Here is a 16,304-nt window from a genome sequence, read left to right as displayed (position 1 = left end):
CTCCCGGGTCGCCCTCATCACCGACGCCATGGGCGCCGCCGGCATGGGCGACGGCCTCTACCCCCTCGGCCCGCTCCAGGTCGAGGTCAAGGACGGCGTCGCCATGCTCACCGACGGCAGCTCCATCGCCGGATCCACCCTCACCCTGGACCGGGCGCTCCGCCGCTGCCTCACCGTCGGGGGGCTCTCGTTGAACCAGGCCGTGGAGTCGCTCTCCACCGTCCCGGCCCGACTGCTCGGCCTCGCCGACCGGGTCGGCACCCTGGAGGCCGGCAAGCTCGCCGACCTCGTCGTGGTCGACTCCACGACCTACGACCTGGTCGCCGTCATGCGCCGCGGCGAGTGGATCACCGGCGGCGACCGCTTCGCCCCGATCACCACCGGGTGACCTCGGGCGAGGCGTCGCCGTCACCGCCGCCGGTCGTCCCGCCGCCACCCATCCTGCTCACGACTTGCAAATCACTGCTCAATATTGCTCGAACAAGCCTTAGTTCAAGCACTTGACGACATGTCATGACCCTTGCTGTCATGGCGGGGCACCGCCCTCCCCGGCCTGCGGCCCAGTGCCGCACGGGCCTCCCTCACTCCCTCCCCAGGAGGACAGCGTGAGCGCTGCCGCCGCTCCACCCACCCGCCGACCACGGGCCGTCCGCCACCGCCGGACGGCCGCCGCCCTGATCCTGACCCTGCTCGGGGCCCTGCTGACCGCGCTCGGCCCGGCCCTTCCGGCCCGGGCCGCGACCGCCGGGAACGCCACCTCCGTCACCCGCGCCGGTGACACCTTCACCGTCCGGACGTCCAGCGCCGCCGCCGTCCGGATCGTCGTCGCCCGCGCCGACGTGTTCCGGATCTGGCTCTCCCCGGACGGCTCCTTCACCGACGACCCGGCCGGCTCCGACCTCGCGACCACCACCTCCTTCGGAACGGTCGGCGCCACCCTCACCGACGCCGGCGCGTACTGGCGGATCGGCACCCCCGCCATCAGCCTGCGGATCAACAAGAAGCCGCTGACCTTCGCGCTCTACCGGGCCGACGACACCACCCTGGTCTGGGCCGAGTCGCAGCCGACCAGCTGGAGCGCCGGCCGCACCACCCAGTACCTCGGCCGCGCCGCGGACGAGCAGTTCTACGGCACCGGCCTGCACCTCGGCGAGTGGGCCCTGCGCGACCGGACCGTCCCGGTCGCGGTCTCCAACAAGTGGACCGAGGGCACCAACGCCAGCCCGGCGCCGTTCTACATGTCCACCAACGGCTACGGCGTCATGCGCAACACCTGGGCGCCCGGCTCCTACGACTTCCGCGCCCCGACCGCGCTCAGCCACGACGAGAAGCGCTTCGACGCCTGGTACTTCGCCGGCAGCTCGCTCAAGGACGTGCTCGACGGCTACACCGACGTCTCCGGCAAGCCCTTCCTCGCACCGCTCTGGGGCCTGGAACTCGGCAACGCCGACTGCTTCAACGCCTCCAACCCGGACTACCAGGGCGACCACAACCGCGCCCGCCACCAGACCACGCCCGACGTGGTCGGCTACGCCGCCGACGCCCGCGCCGCCGACATGCCCTCGGGCTGGATCCTGCCCAACGACGGCTACGGCTGCGGCTACACCGAGCTGCCGTCCACCGTCGCCGCCCTGAACGAGAAGGGCTTCCGGACCGGCCTGTGGACCTCCACCGGCCTCTCCGGCATCGAGCACGAGGTCGGCACGGCCGGCTCCCGGGCCGTCAAGACCGACGTCGCCTGGATCGGCAGCGGCTACAAGTACGCCTTCGACGGAGTGAAGCAGGCCGTCGCGGGCATCGAGGACAACTCCGACGCCCGCCGGTTCGTCTGGACCGTCGACGGCTGGGCCGGCACCCAGCGCAACGCCGTCGTCTGGACCGGCGACACCAGCGGCACCTGGGACGCCATGCGCTGGCACGTCCCCTCGATCGCCGGCGCGGGCCTGTCCGGCCTCAACTACGCCTCCGGCGACATCGACGGGATCTTCGGCGGGAGCCCGCAGACCTACGTCCGCGACCTCCAGTGGAAGGCCTTCACCCCGGCGTTCATGACCATGTCCGGCTGGGGCGCCACCAACCCCTCGGCCGGGTACCAGGACAAGCAGCCCTGGCGGTTCGCCGAACCGTACGCCTCGATCAACCGCAAGTACCTGCAGCTCAAGATGCGGCTGATGCCGTACCTCTACACCATGGGCCGCACCGCCAACGAGACCGGCGTGCCCTCCACCCGGGCCCTGGTGCTGGAGTACCCGGACGACCCGGTGGCCCGGGGCAACGCCACCTCCGGCGAGTTCATGGCCGGCGACTCCTTCCTGGTCGCACCGGTCGTCAGCGACACCGCCGTCCGCAACGGGATCTACCTGCCGGCCGGCAGCTGGACCGACTACTGGACCGGCAAGGTCTACCAGGGCCCCGGCTGGCTCGACGGCTACGCCGCCCCGCTCGACACCCTGCCGCTGTTCGTCCGCCAGGGCGCGATCGTCCCGATGTGGCCGCAGATGAACTACACCGGCGAGAAGGCCGTCTCCACCCTGACCTACGACATCCACCCGCGCGGCGACTCCACCTTCAGCCTCTACGAGGACGACGGGGTGACCCGCGCCTACCAGAACGGCGCCTACGCCCGGCAGCGGGTGGACGTCCACGCGCCGGCCGCCGGCCGGGGTGACGCCGTCATCAGCGTCGGCGCGGCCGAGGGCAGTTACACCGGGAAGGCCGCCGCGCGCGGCTACGAGTTCACCGTGCACAGCGCGACCGCGCCCACCTCGGTCTCGGTCGGCGGGGCACCGCTCCCGGCCCTCGGCAGCAAGGCCGCCTACGACAGCGCCGGCAGCGGCTGGTACTACGACCCGGCCGACCGCGCCGGGGTGCTGTGGATCAAGGCCGGCAGCCGGTCCGAGGCGTTCACCGTGACCGCCGCCGGCATCACCCCGGCGCCCGGGACCCCGGTCGGCACGAGGTCCGCGCCGATCCCGCAGACCGGCTGGAAGGTCGTCTCCGCCGACAGCCAGGAGACCGCCGGCGAGAACGGCGCCGCCGCCAACGCGATCGACGGCAACCCCGCGACGATCTGGCACACCAAGTGGTCGGGCGGCGCCGCCCCGCTGCCGCACGAGATCCAGATCGACCTCGGCGCCCGCTACGCCGTCGACGGCCTCGGTTACCTGCCCCGGCAGGACGGCGGCGTCAACGGCCGGATCGGCCGGTACGAGGTGTACGTCTCCGACAGCACCACCGCCTGGGGCAGCCCGGTGGCCACCGGCTCCTTCGCCGACACGGCCGCCGCGCAACAGGCCTCCTTCACCGCCGCGTCCGGCCGCTACCTGCGCCTGCGAGTCCTGAGCGAGGCCGGCGGCCGGGGCTCCTGGACCAGCGCGGCCGAGATCACGGCCACCGGCACCAAGGCGCCACCGGGAGCCGCCACCGGCTGACCCCCGGGCATCACCCGAACGCCGGGCGAACCCCGGTGAAGGGCCCTCGGTACCCCGCGGCGTGCGGGGCACCGAGGGCCCCGCGGTCGGACGGGGAGCCGCCGGACCTGCTTGCCGCCGTCGGTGCCGCTGCTCCGTTCGGGTGAAGGTCGGGTTCGGTACCCGTCGGGCATGGGCAGAGCCCCGGGCATGACGACACCTCAGGACAAGCGTCGACGCCGTCGCCGTCCGACCGCTCCCGCCGCCGTGCCCGCTTCGGCCGTGCCGGTCCGCGCCGCGCGGCCCCCGGCCCCGGCCCGGCCCCGCCGGGCGGGCGGTTGCTGCGGGACGTGGTCCAGCGAACACCTCACCCGGGACGCGAGGGTCGTCCGCACCGTCTGGCACGAACCCGCCTGCCGGGCCCGGAAAACCGGATGACCCGAGGCCGCCGCCGTCCCTACGCTCGGCCCCATGGACGGCAACGCGAGCCTGCTGAACGTGGTCGATGTCGAGGCGACGTGCTGGGAGGGGCAACCACCGCCCGGCCAGGTGAGCGAGATCATCGAGATCGGACTCACCGTGGTCGACCTGCGGGCGGGCGAGCGCCTCGCCAAGCACCGGCTGCTGGTGCGCCCGGCCCGGTCGGAGGTGAGCCCGTTCTGCACCGCGCTGACCGGGCTGACCCCGGCCGAGGTGGCCGGCGGCCTCTCCTTCACCGAGGCGTGCCGGACCCTGGCGGCCCTGCACCGGACCGGCTCGATCCCCTGGGCCAGCTGGGGCGACTACGACCGCAACCAGTTCGCCCGCCAGTGCCGGCAGACGGGCGCGGAGTACCCCTTCAGCCACCGCCACACCAACGCCAAGGTGGCCTTCACCGCCTCCTACGGTCTGCGCAGACGGCCGGGCATGGCCCAGGCCCTCACCGTGGCCGGCCTCCCCCTGGAGGGCCGCCACCACCGCGGCGACGACGACGCGTGGAACATCGCCGCCCTGGTCCTGGATCTGGAGGCCCGCGGCGACTGGCTGTAGGCCGGCGTTTTCGCGAACCCGGAGGGGCGGAGCGCGAACACGGCGCGAGGAGGTCCCGCCCGGCCGCGAACGGCCGGGCGGGGCCGGTGCTCCCGGCCCGTCAGGCCGCCGGGAGGCGCGGGGTGCGCGGCGGGGTGGTGCGGCGGTCGCCGGTGGCCTCGAAGGCGGCGGCGAGGCGGAGCAGGGCGGTGTCGTCGTAGGCACGGCCCGCGAAGGTGAGGCCCACCGGCATGCCGATGTCGGCCATGGTGCCCATCGGCACGGTCACGGTCGGGATGCCGAGGTGGCGCGGTACGAGGTTGCCGTTGGCGACCCACACACCGTTGCGCCAGCCGAGGTCCGCGGAGGCCTCGTTCACGTCCATGTCGGCCGGGCCCACGTCGGCGACGGCGGGGAAGACCACGGCGTCCAGGCCGAGTCCGTCCATCCACTGCTCCAGGTCGATCCGGCGGGTCTCCTCCAGCCCGCGCAGGCCCTGCTCCAGGAGCGGGATCTCGGTCACCGACGCGTAGGGGTGCTCGCGCACCTGGCGCGGGTAGTCGGTGATCGTGTCGTCGAAACCGGCGTAGCGGTCCGGCAGTTCGCCCTGGTGCTTGGGCCAGATGTGGTCGGCGTCGACCTCGGCGAGGCTCGGGAGGGCGGGGTCCGCGTTGGCGCGCAGGAAGTCGTCCCAGGCCCAGGCGGACAGGTCGAGGATCTCGCGGTCGAGGAAGTCGGGGCCGACCAGCCCGCGGGTCTTCAGGGACGGCGCGCCGGGGCGGTCGGACTCGTAGTTGGTCACCACGGGGAAGTCGACCTCGACGACCTCGGCACCGGCGGCCTCCAGGTCGCGGCGGGCCTCCTGCCACAGGGCGATCACCGAGGCGCGGGTGTCGATCCGCTCGCCGGTCTGGCCGCCGATGCCGCCCTCGGGGTTGGTCCCGGCGTCCGGGTCGGCGTTGATGTACATCCTGGGCACGCCGACGCGCTTGCCGGCGAGCGCTGCCCGGGCCGCCGTCGGGTCGGCGGGGGCGAGCTGCGGGTAGGAGTCCGGCCGGACCTGCGACGGCGCGGGGATCGGCACCCAGGGCTGGGTCCGCCACAGGTCGCCGCGGGTGTCCGGGTCGTCGGCGACGACCACGTCGAGCAGTTCGAGGAGGTCGGCCATGGTGCGGGTGTGCGGGACGACGACGTCCATGGTCGGGACGAGCGGCCAGTTGCCGCGCACCGAGATCACGCCCCGGCTGGGGGTGTAGGCGCACAGGGCGTTGTACGAGGCGGGCGCCCGGCCGGAGGACCAGGTCTCCTCGCCGAGCCCGAACGCGCCGAACGAGGCGGCCGTGGCGGTGCCCGAGCCGTTGGAGGAACCGGAACCGTAGGCGCTGGTCAGCCAGTCGGCGTTGTAGGGGCTCTCGGCGCGCCCGTAGACGCCGCGCTGCATGCCGCCGTTCGCCATCGGCGGCATGTTGGTGAGGCCGATGAGCACGGCGCCGGCGGCGCGCAGCCGCTCGATCGCGAAGGCGTCGCGCTGGGCGACGAGGTGCTCGAACGCCGGGGAGCCGGCGGCGGCGGTCAGGCCCTTGGCGAGGTAGCTGTCCTTGGCGGTGTAGGGGATGCCGTCGAGCGGGCCGAGGCTCTCGCCGCGGGCGCGGCGGGCGTCCGAGGCCTCGGCGTCGGCGCGGGCGTCCGGGTTCATCACGACGAGCGAGTTGAGCGCGGTGGCGGTGCCGGGCCGGTCGTAGGCCTCGATCCGCGCGAGGTAGGCGTCGAGCAGGCCGACCGCGGTGGTCCGGCCCGTCTCCAGCGCGGTCCGCAGCTCGGCGATACCGGTCTCGACGACGTCGAACGGGTGGGTCATGGGGTTCGTCTCCAAGGTGGTTCGGTGGAACAGGGCGTTGGAAAGGTCGGTGGAGCCGGGAGCCGGGAGCCGGTGGCTAGACGGCGGCGGGGGCGAGCTCCTCGGTGTGCGGGCGGTCCCGGTCGGCCTCGCCCATCCGCCGGTCGGGGCGGCGTGCGAGCAGGTAGCCGAGGCCGGCGAGGGTCACCGTGCCGACGCCGAGCGGTGCCGCCCAGATCTGGTACCACGGCGCCCCGGCCGGGGAGAGGACGGCGCGCGGCCAGCAGATGTTGACCACCTCGAAGCCGGTCCACAGCACCGCGAGCAGGTTCAGCGGGGTGCCGAGGCGCCCGTAGCGGACCGCCCCGGCGGGCGTCCAGCGGCCGCGCAGACGCGCGGCCAGGGCGACGAGGGTGAGTACGAAGAACGGCACGAAGGTGGCGGCGCCGCCGAAGGTGATCAGGCTGCCGATGGCCGAGGTGCTCAGCCCCAGCGGCAGCGCGGCGCAGCTGACCAGCGCGGCGGCGACCAGGCCGCCGATCGGTGCCCGGTGCCGGTTGACCTTGCGGACCTGGCGGGAGAACGGGAAGACCTCGTCGCGGGCGAGCGAGTAGAGGCCGCGGGCGGCGCCGCCCTGGGAGGCCATCAGACAGGCGGTGAAGCTGATCAGGACGACCAGGACGAAGGGCTTGTCGGCCCAGCCGCCGAAGGCGTGGGTGACGGCGGTGGTGACCGGGTCGAGGTCCTGGCGGGCGACCACCTCGGCGGGGGCGGGGTGGGCGAGCGCGACCGCGACCGCGTTGAGGATCACCACGAGTCCGACCGCGAGCAGCGACCACCACATGGCCCGGGGCACCTGCCGCGAGGCGTCCTTGGTCTCCTCGGCGGTCGACACGCAGGCGTCGAAGCCGATGAACGCCCAGCCGGCGACGGCCACGGCCGCGAGCACGGCACCGGTGTCGCTGATGCCCAGGGCCTTCGGTGCGTCCAGCATGTCGGTGAGCAGGCCGAAGCCGTGCTCCCGGAAGAACAGCAGCAGGGTGAGGCCGACCACCACGGAGGCGACCGCCTCGGCGGCGATGCCGAGGCCGACGAAGCGGCGCAGCAGGTTGATGCCGTAGGCGTTGACCAGGGTGCAGAGGAGCACGAAGCCGACCGAGGCGAGCACCTGCTCGGCGGGCGTGGGGACGGCGCCGAAGAGCGCGAACAGCCAGGGGGAGGCGAGGTAGGCGACGGTGGTGTTGCCGAACATCACGGCGAACTGCCACAGCCAGCCGCTCAGCCAGGCGACGGCCGGACCGGCCAGGCGCTTGCTCCACTGGTAGGCGCCGCCGGCCAGCGGCCACTGCGAGGCGAGCTCGGAGTAGACGGCGACGACCAGGCACTGCCCGAGCAGGCACAGCGGCAGCGCCCAGACCCAGGCCCCGCCCGCGACGCCCATGCCGACCTGCACGGCCGCGTACAGACCGACGACCGGGGAGACGACGGCGAAGCCCATGGAGATGTTGCCGAGCACGTTCAGGCTGCGTCTCAGCTCCTGCCGGTAGCCGAGTGCTGCCAGCCGGTCGTCGTCGGTCGGGGTGTTCTCGGCCACGGGCTGCGCCCTCCAGATAAAACTAACTTTGTTAGCGTCCGCTGTTGATCTGGCACGATAGCTCCCGAACACGAAGAGCGGAAGAGGGGACCTTTCGGTGGGCCGACCGAGCAAGGCACTGCTGACCCGCGAGCGGATCGCGCGCGCGGCGCTCCAGGTGGTGGACGAGGAGGGCCCCGACGGCCTCACCATGCGGGCGCTGGCGGAACGGCTCGGGGTCAAGGCCGCCTCGCTCTACAACCACATCGAGAGCAAGGACGCCCTGGTCGACACCGTCTCCGAGCTGGTCAACAGCGAGATCGACCACGCGCCGCTGAGCGACGCCGACTGGCGCTCGGGCCTCGCCGCGTACGCGCGCGGCTACCGCGCCGTCTTCGTCCGGCACCCGAACGCGGTCTCCCTGCTCGCCCGCCGCCGCGTCGTGGCGGACAACGCCCTGCGCGGCTACGACGCGCTGCTCGCCCTCCTCGGCCGGGCCGGCCTCGGCCCGGCGGACGCCGCCGAGGTCGCCGCGGCCCTGGACTTCCTCGTCCTCGGCTCCGCCCTGGAGACCTTCGGCGCCGGCTTCACCCGCGAGCCGGCCGCCTACCGGCCCGACTACCCGGCCCTCGCGGACGCCCTCGACGGCGCCTACGCCGACGGCAGCGGCGCGACGGAGCTGGACGACCGGGGCTTCGAGCTGGGGCTGCGCCTCCTGGTCGACGGCGTGGAACTCCGCACCCGGTAGCCGGACCCGGCGGCTCCGATCCCGGTGACGTCCACAACGGGCCGGATGTGCGCGGGAGTTGGTGAGGTCCCCGGAGGATGGACGACCGTCCTCGGGGAGACCGCCCGCGACGCGGCCCTGGAGTGCGTCGAGTCGAACTGGACCGATCTCCGCCCCGCTCCCTCGCGGCCGGCGCCGACGCCCGACCGGAAGCACCCTCCCGTGCTGTGGGCCGTCCCGGCCCACTGGCGGCCGTGGCGGTGGGCCTGCCCGGCCGCCCCCGCCGGGGCGCTCAGAGCCCGAAGTGCGCCACCGCGAGCTCGGCGACCGCGTCCGGCTCCAGGCGGGTGTTGTCGATCAGCAGATGCGCCTCGGGCATGTGCGCGAAGTCGTCGACGGAGTTGAGCCGGAACCTGGCGTCCATGTCGACCAGGTTGGCGTTGGACCACGCGAGGTCACGCTTGGACGCCTTCTCCGAGAGCCGCGACTCGCCCGCGTTGCGCTCCAGCCGCACGTCCTGGTCCGCGCTCAGCTCCAGGAACAGCACCCGGGCACCGCGCTCGCGGAAGGGCGCCGCGTACCGCTCGACCAGCGCGGCGTCCTCGGCGTCCGCGAAGTCCCAGACCAGGGTGAACACCAGCCCGGGCAGGTCCGAGGCGGCGGCCTCGGCCAGGATCTGCTCGCGGAAGGCGTGGTTCAGGCGCTGGAACTGCGGTGACTCGTAGGGGAACAACCGGAGCAGCGGCTCGATGGTCAGATGGTTGTGGAAGAGCCGGAAACCCGTGCGCTCGGCGATCGATCCGCCCACCGTCATCTTGCCGACCGCGGCCGGGCCGATGACGAAGAGCAGGGTGGGAGGGGTGCTGTTGGACATCGCGCCAGCATAGATGCTTGGCGTGATCATGGTCGAACGCTCTCGACGCCTGCCGACGGCCGGTGACCCGCGCCGAACGACGTGGCCGGGGTGGGGCCCTCCCCACGGAGCCGTTGCTGTCACAGCGGGTAGATCGAGGTGCACACCCATTTCTTTCCCCCGTGGCTCTCCTCAGGGGCTCTGACCAGCTTGACCTCGACCGTCGTTGTGGCGGCCCGCGTGATGACGTCAGCCGTGTTCGGCCCGTTCGGGAGGTAGACCGTACCGAGGCTGGTGAGCTTGGCGCCGTTCACCTCGACTTCGACGTCGATCGTGAATCGCAGGAATGTCGGCTCGCGACGGGCCGGGTTCAGCCATCTGGACATCCTCGGGTTCGCTTTCTGGAGCGCCTTCGTCAGGGCCGCGGTGGCGACTTCCAGGCTGGTGAAGACACCGTTGGGCTCGTCCTTGGCCAAGGCCAGCAGCCGGGCCCGGGCGTCCGAGGCACCCACGACGGCGCCGTCCTTCCCCCAGGGCCCCTCGGCCACATGGTCCCTGATCGTGTGCACGTCTGCGTCAGCGGCTTCGTCGGCGAGCAGGTTGTAACAGTTGTGGACGAGGACGTCCTGGCCGCCGTCCTGCCGCCCCTGGACGTAGAAGGTGTGCGGTCCGTCGACGGTGAGGTCGTAGACGGCCTCGGACAGGGGGCCGCCGCGTTCGCGGAGCGCCGTCACCGGGTGCCGTGCGCCGTCCAGGCCAACGAGGACGTCACCGGTCCCGAGAGCGGACGCCTCCCGCCAGCCGGACCCGTCCACGTAGAAGCGGTGCCCCGGCGTGGTGGTGACCCGGCCGGCCCCGTCGAGGTCGAGCTCGATCAGGCGCCCGGTGTCGTGCCCGGACGTCCCGGTCACGGCCTGGGCGCCGGTGCTGCCGGTGGCCGGGTCGGCGGCCAGCAGCCGGTCGCCGACCGTGATGCTCTCGATCGGGCGGTGCGTGCCGTCGGCCATCCGGACGGCGGTGCCGGCGGGGAAGCTGTTGGACTCGCACGGGGTGCGGAGATCCGCGGCGAGCGCGGCCTCGGCCTCCAGTTGGCGGACGACGACGCGGTCGACGGCGGCGTTGGCCCGGATGGCGAACAGCGCCTCCTCGGTGCCGACGCCTCCCACCAGGGTGGCGCGGAACCTGGCGATGCTGTCGGCCAGCGAGTCGAGAGCGTCGACGGCCGTCCGGCTGTAGCCGTTGAGGGTCGCCTGGAGGGCGAGCTTGGCCTCGTCGACGCGGATGCCGGCGAGGATGGCGTACCGATAGGCGATGGCGCCCTTGGCGGCCCTGGTCAGGGTGCCGATGGGCATGACGGTCGCCAGCGCGAAGCCACAGGCCGTGTTGAAGCCGGGGTTGTTGAAGCACCTGACGAAGTCGCCGGTGAGCAGGTGCCAGAGCAGCCGGCCCGCGAGTACCTGGGGGTCGTACTTGAGCTTGTAGTCCTGGTAGGTCATCTCGACCGTGGACTCGTACGGGACGCCGTTCAGCTGCTCGGTGCCGAGCACCATGGTGTCCCAGGCCTGGTACCGGCCCTTGCAGGCCTCGACGGTGAGGCCGGCCTCGGGGCAGGTCCGCAGGAGGTTGTCGACCGTGCCGGAGACCTTCGCGGTGACCTTGACCTTGCAGACCATCTCCCCGGCGGCGTTCTTGTACCAGGTGTGGTTCGCGCCGAAGAGGGACTTGAGCGCGCCGTAGGCTTTCGCCGGGTCGTCGGTCATGCACTTGGACATGTCCTGCCTGACCTTGCCCGGCTTCAGGTCGTCCCGGGGCACCCGCTCGACGTAGTACGCCTGGCCGTCGCCGTCGGAACCGGTTCCGTCGCTGCCCTCGTTCCCGGCGGTCTCGGTCGCGACCTGGGCGGCGACGGCCTCCTTCTCCTGTTTGATCCAGACAGCCGTCCGGGCGTCGTCGGCCGCGGTCTGCGCCTCGTCCGCGCTCTTCTGCGCGTCGACGGCCGAGGCGTGCGCCTGGTCGGCGGCGGTCTTGGCGTCCGCCGCGTACTGGCGGGCCTGGGCGGCGTTGTCGGTGGCCACGGCCGCCGACGCGCCGGCGCGTCCGGCCGCCTCGTGGGCGGAGGCCGCGGAGGCCAGGGCCTGCTGGGCGCAGGTGGCGGCCTGGGCGGCGGAGGTCTGGGCGGCCCGGGCCGACTGCGCGGCCTTCGCCGCCCAGTCGGCGGCCTGGGTGGCACTGGTGCGCGCCTGGTCGGCGTAGCCGGCGGCTTCGCCGGCGGCGCCGCGTGCGGTGGCGTAGGACCGGGCGGCCTCCAGCGCGTACCGGCGGGCCTCGGCGACCCGGCCGTCGATGGCGGCCAGGTAGGACTGGACGGTGGCCACGTGGGTCGCGGTCGTCGCGTCGCGTTCCTGGGCCTCGAGCCGGCCGCTCTGCAGGAACGGTTCGAGCCGGTCGGCCGGGCCGGACAGCACGGCCTGGGCGGCTGCCCTGACCTCGGGCCCGCCGGTGGCCAGCGCCTGGACCACCAGGACACGGTTGTCGTCCTCCCGCGCCCGGTACTGACCGGCCTCCAGGAACGCCCGGACATCGGCGACCGTACCGTCCAGGGCCTTCCCGGCGGCCTCCTTCACACCCGGCCCGCCCACCGCCATGATCTGCGCCAGCAGCACCCGGTCGTCGTCGTCCTTGCCGGGGTACTGACCGGTGGCGAGGAACGCTCGCACCGCCTCCGGTGTGCCGACGGAGGCGGTCTCCGCCGCGAGGCGTTTCTCCGGTTTGCCAGGGCTCCGGGCGATGGCCATGACGCTGGTGCGGTCGTCGCGGTCCCGGGCGAGCGTCAGACCGGTGGCGAGGAAGTCGCGGACGGCGGCGGCGTCACCCTCCAGGGCGCCCTGGGCGGCCGTCCTGGTCCACGGGCCGCCCGCGTCGAGGAGGCGCAGCGCGGCCAGGCGGCCCTTGAGCACGGCGACCCCGGGGTCGACGCCGGGCGCGGTGGCGTCCTTGACGAGCTGTTCGGTGTCGGCGGCGAGCCGAGTGACCCGGCCGGCCTCCCACGCGGCCGCCCTGGCCTTGAGGTCGGCCGCGCGGGAGGCCTCCTCGGCGGCGGCGCTCTCGACGGCCTGCTGGGCGTCGAGGCGTTCCTGGTCGGCGGCGCGGGCGATGCCGGTGACCTTGTGGGCCTGCGCGGCAGCGTGACGCCGCGGGACGGAAACACGCCTCCTCCTGGGCCCGGTGGGCCCGCCGCCGCTGGGCCCGCGGCATAGGATCACCGCCCGGAAGGCCCCCGCCCGTTCGTGCCCGTACCCGTGCCCGTACCCGTGCCATGCCCCTGCCCGTGCCCTGCCCGTGCCCCTGTGGAGGAACCCGCCATGACCTACACCGTGGACTTCGAGACCGTGTCGACCGTCGGCCTGGAGTCGTCCCCCGTCGCGGACGCACTCGCCGGCCTGCGGGCGAACGAGGCCCGGTACTTCCACAACAAGTACGGCCACGTCTTCACGGTGGAGCCCGCGCAGGACGCTGCCGAGGTCGTCGACCGGGTGCACCGGATCCTGCTGGAGGAACGCGAGATCGCCATCGCGTCCCGGCCCCTCGAAGCCACGGCCTTCGAGGTCGAGGGCATCAGGATGGCCTATGTCTTCTACGAGAGCGGCCTGTCGGTGAATGTGATGTACACCGTCGAGGACGCCAAGAAGCGGGCGGTCGGATTCAAACTCTCGGAGGGAATGGAGGTCCCGGCGGAACTCGCCCAGCGGTTCAGGTTCGCCCGCCAGAAGTCCAAGCTCGCCGGGACGATCCGCGGTTCGTTCTTCGTCATCAAGAACGAGTACTAGGTTCGGCCCGGTAGGTCACAGCGCCGCAGCCCGGGAGGAATCTTCACGGCTCGAACCCAGAGCACCACGACCCGTGCGCCCGGGTCGGGGGCCGATGGGCCACCGGTACTTCGGCCGAACCATGAGCGCGCCGGCCGGGCGTCGGTCGTCATGGCGGCAGCGGCCCGTCGGCATCCAGGCGGCTCTGATCAGCATCGGGATCGCGCTCACTCTCGGGATCGACTTCTCACTGCCGCCAGGACTGCTGTCCCTCCCGGATCCGCGCGGGCCGGGCGCGCAGGTGGTCCAGGAACGCACCGTCGCTTTCCGACCGCTCCTGCGCGGTGATCACGCGCCCCGGCGGACTGGCGTAGAGGCCGGGGATCGGCGTGGTTCATTCGGCCCGGTAGGTCTCGCGGTCGACGAGGCCGCCGCCGGGGGCGGGCCCGGGCCGAGGCCACCGGGGTGCAGCCAGTCGTCCCGTACGGTCCGGGCGGCGAGTTCGGGCTCGGCCGCGCAACAGCGTGCGTGAGGCTCTCCAGCGGCTCCGCGGCCCGCTTGCTCCCCGTACCCGCGCCGTGTCGCGGTCCGCGCTATCGGGCCGCTATGCGACTTGGGCAAGATCGATGTCGCAGGTCCGGTGGCGGTACACGCCGGGCACGACGAAGGCGTCCCGGTCGGCGCGCGACCCGTAGGAGCGGGCGCCCCGCCACGGTCCGGTGACTGATGGTCCTGCTCGCCGTGAAGGAGTCCGAACACACGATGGCGCACCCCGACGGTACAGAAGCACCGCTGCTGTGGACACTGGCCGGCAGCGGCAAGGAGTCGCTGGCGGCCGGCGCGCGCGGCCTGCACGCCTACCTGGCCGGTCGTGACGACTGGAGCCCCCAGGACATCGCGGTCACCCTCGCGCGCACCGCTTCCGACGGGAGCCGGCGGGCGGCACTGGTGGCGGACGGGCGGGACGGGTTCCTGCAGCGGCTGGGCGCGCTCGCCGACGGCAGGAGCATGCCCGGCCTGGTGGAGGGCGCCGCAGGGACAGACCGCCGGGTCGCCTTCGTGTTCCCCGGACAGGGCGCGCAGTGGCCCCGGATGGCGGTGGACCTGCTGGACACCTCCACCGTGTTCCGCGCCCGGATGGACGCGTGCGCGCAGGCACTGGAACCGTTCGTCGACTGGTCGCCGATCGACGTGCTCCGCGACCCGGACGCGCCCGGCGCACCCGCCGGGGACCGGGCCGACGTGGTCCAGCCCCTGCTGTTCGCCGTGACGGTGTCCCTGGCCGCTCTGTGGCGGTCCCACGGTGTGGAACCGGCGGCCGTGCTCGGGCACAGCGTCGGCGAGGTCACCGCCGCCGCGGTCTGCGGCGCGCTGTCCCTGGACGACTCCGCGCGGGTGGTGGCCCTGTGGAGCCAGGCCCAGGCGACCCTGGCCGGGCAGGGCGACATGGTCTCGGTGCTGGCCCCGGCCGACGAGGTCGAGCCGCGGCTGCGCCGCTGGGACAGCCGCCTCGTCGTCGCCGCGCACAACGGCCCGCGGTCCGTGATCGTCTCCGGCGACCGCGACGCCGCCGCCGAACTCCTCGCCGACCTGGCCTCGGACGCGGTGCACGCACGGCGGATCGCGGTGGGCCTGGCCGCCCATTCCCCCCACATCGACGCGATCCTCCCCCGGATGCGCGCCGACCTCGCACCGATCCGGCCCCGCACACCGCAGCTGCCCTACTATTCCGGACTGACCGGGGGACGACTGGACGTCCCGGTACTCGACGCCGATTACTGGTGCCGCAACCTGCGCAGCACGGTCAGGTTCCACCAGGCGACCGGAGCCCTGCTGCGGGACGGGTACGGCGTTCTGCTGGAGGTCAGCCCGCACACCGTGCTGACCTCCGCCCTCACGGACTGCGCGGAGGAACACGGTGCGCAGGCCGCCGTCCTCGGCACGCTGCGCCGCGACCAGGGTGGTCCGGGCCGGTTCCTGACCTCGCTCGGTGACCTGTACGTGCACGGTGTCACCCCGGACCGGGACGTGCTGCCCGCCGAACAGCACGCCCGGGTGCGGGAACTGCCGGCGGCCGTCCTGGCGGCGCTCGCGGAGCGCGGCCCGGGGGACGCGAACGGATCGAACGGCGCGGACGGCTCGGGCGGTGGCCAGGATGCCGGCACCGCGTTCCGCGCGGAGCTGGCCGGACTGGACGTACCGGAGCGGCGTGCCGCACTGGCACGGCTGGTGGGCGAGGAGATCGCCGCGCTGACCGGGCGGTCCGAGCCGGTCCCCGCCGAACTGGCCTTCCTCGACCTGGGATTCGACTCCGTCACTGCGGTGGAGCTGCGCAACCGGCTGAGCGCGGCGACGGCGCTGAGCATCCCGGTGACAGTGGTCTTCGACTGCCCGACCCCGGCGGCCCTGACCGAGTACCTCTGTGTCCGGATCGGCGGCGACCGGCCCGACCGGGACACCGACGCGGACGAGCCGGTGCGGCGGGCCGAGGACGACGACCCCGTGGTGATCGTCGGCATGGGCTGCCGCTACCCCGGCGGTGTCGGCAGCCCCGACGAACTCTGGGAGCTGGTGTCGGCAGGTGCCGACGCCGTCTCCGCGCTGCCCGACGACCGGGGCTGGGACACCGCCGGACGGTACGACCCCGCACCGGGGACGCCGGGCCGGTACTACCAGCGGGAGGCGGGGTCGCTCGCCGGTGCGGCCGAGTTCGACGCGGAGTTCTTCGGCATCTCGCCGCGCGAGGCGGCGGCGATGGACCCGCAGCAGCGGCTGCTGCTGGAGACCACCTGGGAGGTGCTGGAGCGGGCCGGGATCGCCCCGGCCACCCTGCGGCGGACCCCGACGGGCGTCTACGTCGGGGCGATGACCATGGACTACGGGCCCTCTCTCGAACAGGGCGCCGACGAGGGCGGCCACCTGCTGACCGGCAACACCGGGAGCGTCGCGTCGGGCCGACTGGCCTACACCCTCGGTCTGGAGGGAGCGGCGGTCACCGTGGACACGGCGTGCTCGTCCTCGCTGGTGGCGCTGCACCTCGCGGTACGGGCGCTGCGGTCCGGCGAGTGCTCGCTGGCCCTGGCCGGCGGC

General features: G+C 73.5%; 11 protein-coding genes. 7 read left to right on the top strand and 4 right to left on the bottom strand.

What is annotated here, in order from left to right; all coding sequences use genetic code 11:
* From ADK60_RS12275 to ADK60_RS12265, 3 genes are all read left to right on the top strand, one after another.
* Positions 1-388 (top strand): amidohydrolase family protein (locus ADK60_RS12275; RefSeq protein WP_159400405.1); only part of this gene is annotated, 388 nt, incomplete at its 5' end.
* A gap of 217 nt (positions 389-605) precedes the next feature.
* Entirely contained in the window at positions 606-3,431 is a 2,826-nt protein-coding gene (locus ADK60_RS12270; protein ID WP_199839654.1) for a TIM-barrel domain-containing protein, read from the top strand.
* 450 nt (positions 3,432-3,881) lie between these two features.
* Complete coding sequence (locus ADK60_RS12265) at positions 3,882-4,439, top strand: 3'-5' exonuclease (protein ID WP_053645601.1); 558 nt, start codon at positions 3,882-3,884, stop codon at positions 4,437-4,439.
* A gap of 100 nt (positions 4,440-4,539) precedes the next feature.
* Here ADK60_RS12265 and ADK60_RS12260 read toward each other — a convergent pair whose 3' ends face one another.
* Entirely contained in the window at positions 4,540-6,276 is a 1,737-nt protein-coding gene (locus ADK60_RS12260; RefSeq protein WP_053645599.1) for an amidase, read from the bottom strand.
* Positions 6,277-6,352: 76 nt separating this feature from the next.
* Positions 6,353-7,849: an APC family permease gene (locus tag ADK60_RS12255; RefSeq protein ID WP_063783126.1), complete on the bottom strand. Its 1,497-nt coding sequence runs from the start codon at positions 7,847-7,849 to the stop codon at positions 6,353-6,355.
* A 97-nt stretch (positions 7,850-7,946) separates the two neighbouring features.
* Here ADK60_RS12255 and ADK60_RS12250 point away from each other — a divergent pair, with 97 nt between their 5' ends.
* Together ADK60_RS12250 and ADK60_RS48370 are read left to right on the top strand one after the other, a co-directional pair.
* Positions 7,947-8,576 carry a TetR/AcrR family transcriptional regulator gene (locus ADK60_RS12250; protein ID WP_045943400.1) on the top strand — a complete coding sequence of 210 codons (630 nt, stop codon included), beginning with the start codon at positions 7,947-7,949 and terminating at the stop codon, positions 8,574-8,576.
* A 45-nt stretch (positions 8,577-8,621) separates the two neighbouring features.
* A complete protein-coding gene (locus tag ADK60_RS48370) occupies positions 8,622-8,960 on the top strand; it encodes an MbtH family NRPS accessory protein (protein ID WP_502687417.1) in 339 nt (112 codons plus the stop codon).
* Here ADK60_RS48370 and ADK60_RS12245 read toward each other — a convergent pair.
* Entirely contained in the window at positions 8,848-9,429 is a 582-nt protein-coding gene (locus ADK60_RS12245; RefSeq protein ID WP_045943401.1) for an ATP-binding protein, read from the bottom strand. The genes ADK60_RS48370 and ADK60_RS12245 overlap by 113 nt on opposite strands.
* Positions 9,430-9,548: 119 nt before the next feature.
* On the bottom strand, positions 9,549-12,671 hold the full coding sequence (locus tag ADK60_RS12240) for a polymorphic toxin-type HINT domain-containing protein (RefSeq protein ID WP_053645597.1): 3,123 nt from the start codon (positions 12,669-12,671) through the stop codon (positions 9,549-9,551).
* A 99-nt stretch (positions 12,672-12,770) separates the two neighbouring features.
* On the opposite strand from ADK60_RS12240, the gene ADK60_RS12235 reads away from it, so the two are divergent.
* Together ADK60_RS12235 and ADK60_RS47585 are read left to right on the top strand one after the other, a co-directional pair.
* Positions 12,771-13,235 (top strand): DUF8821 family protein, encoded by a 465-nt coding sequence (locus ADK60_RS12235; RefSeq protein ID WP_053645595.1) that lies wholly within the window; start codon positions 12,771-12,773, stop codon positions 13,233-13,235.
* Positions 13,236-13,976: 741 nt separating this feature from the next.
* A partial coding sequence (locus ADK60_RS47585; RefSeq protein ID WP_159400404.1) for an acyltransferase domain-containing protein occupies positions 13,977-16,304 on the top strand: 2,328 nt, incomplete at its 3' end.

Source organism: Streptomyces sp. XY431 (assembly GCF_001279805.1).
GTDB lineage: Bacteria > Actinomycetota > Actinomycetes > Streptomycetales > Streptomycetaceae > Kitasatospora > Kitasatospora purpeofusca.
This window is presented reverse-complemented; position numbering and strand designations above follow the sequence as displayed.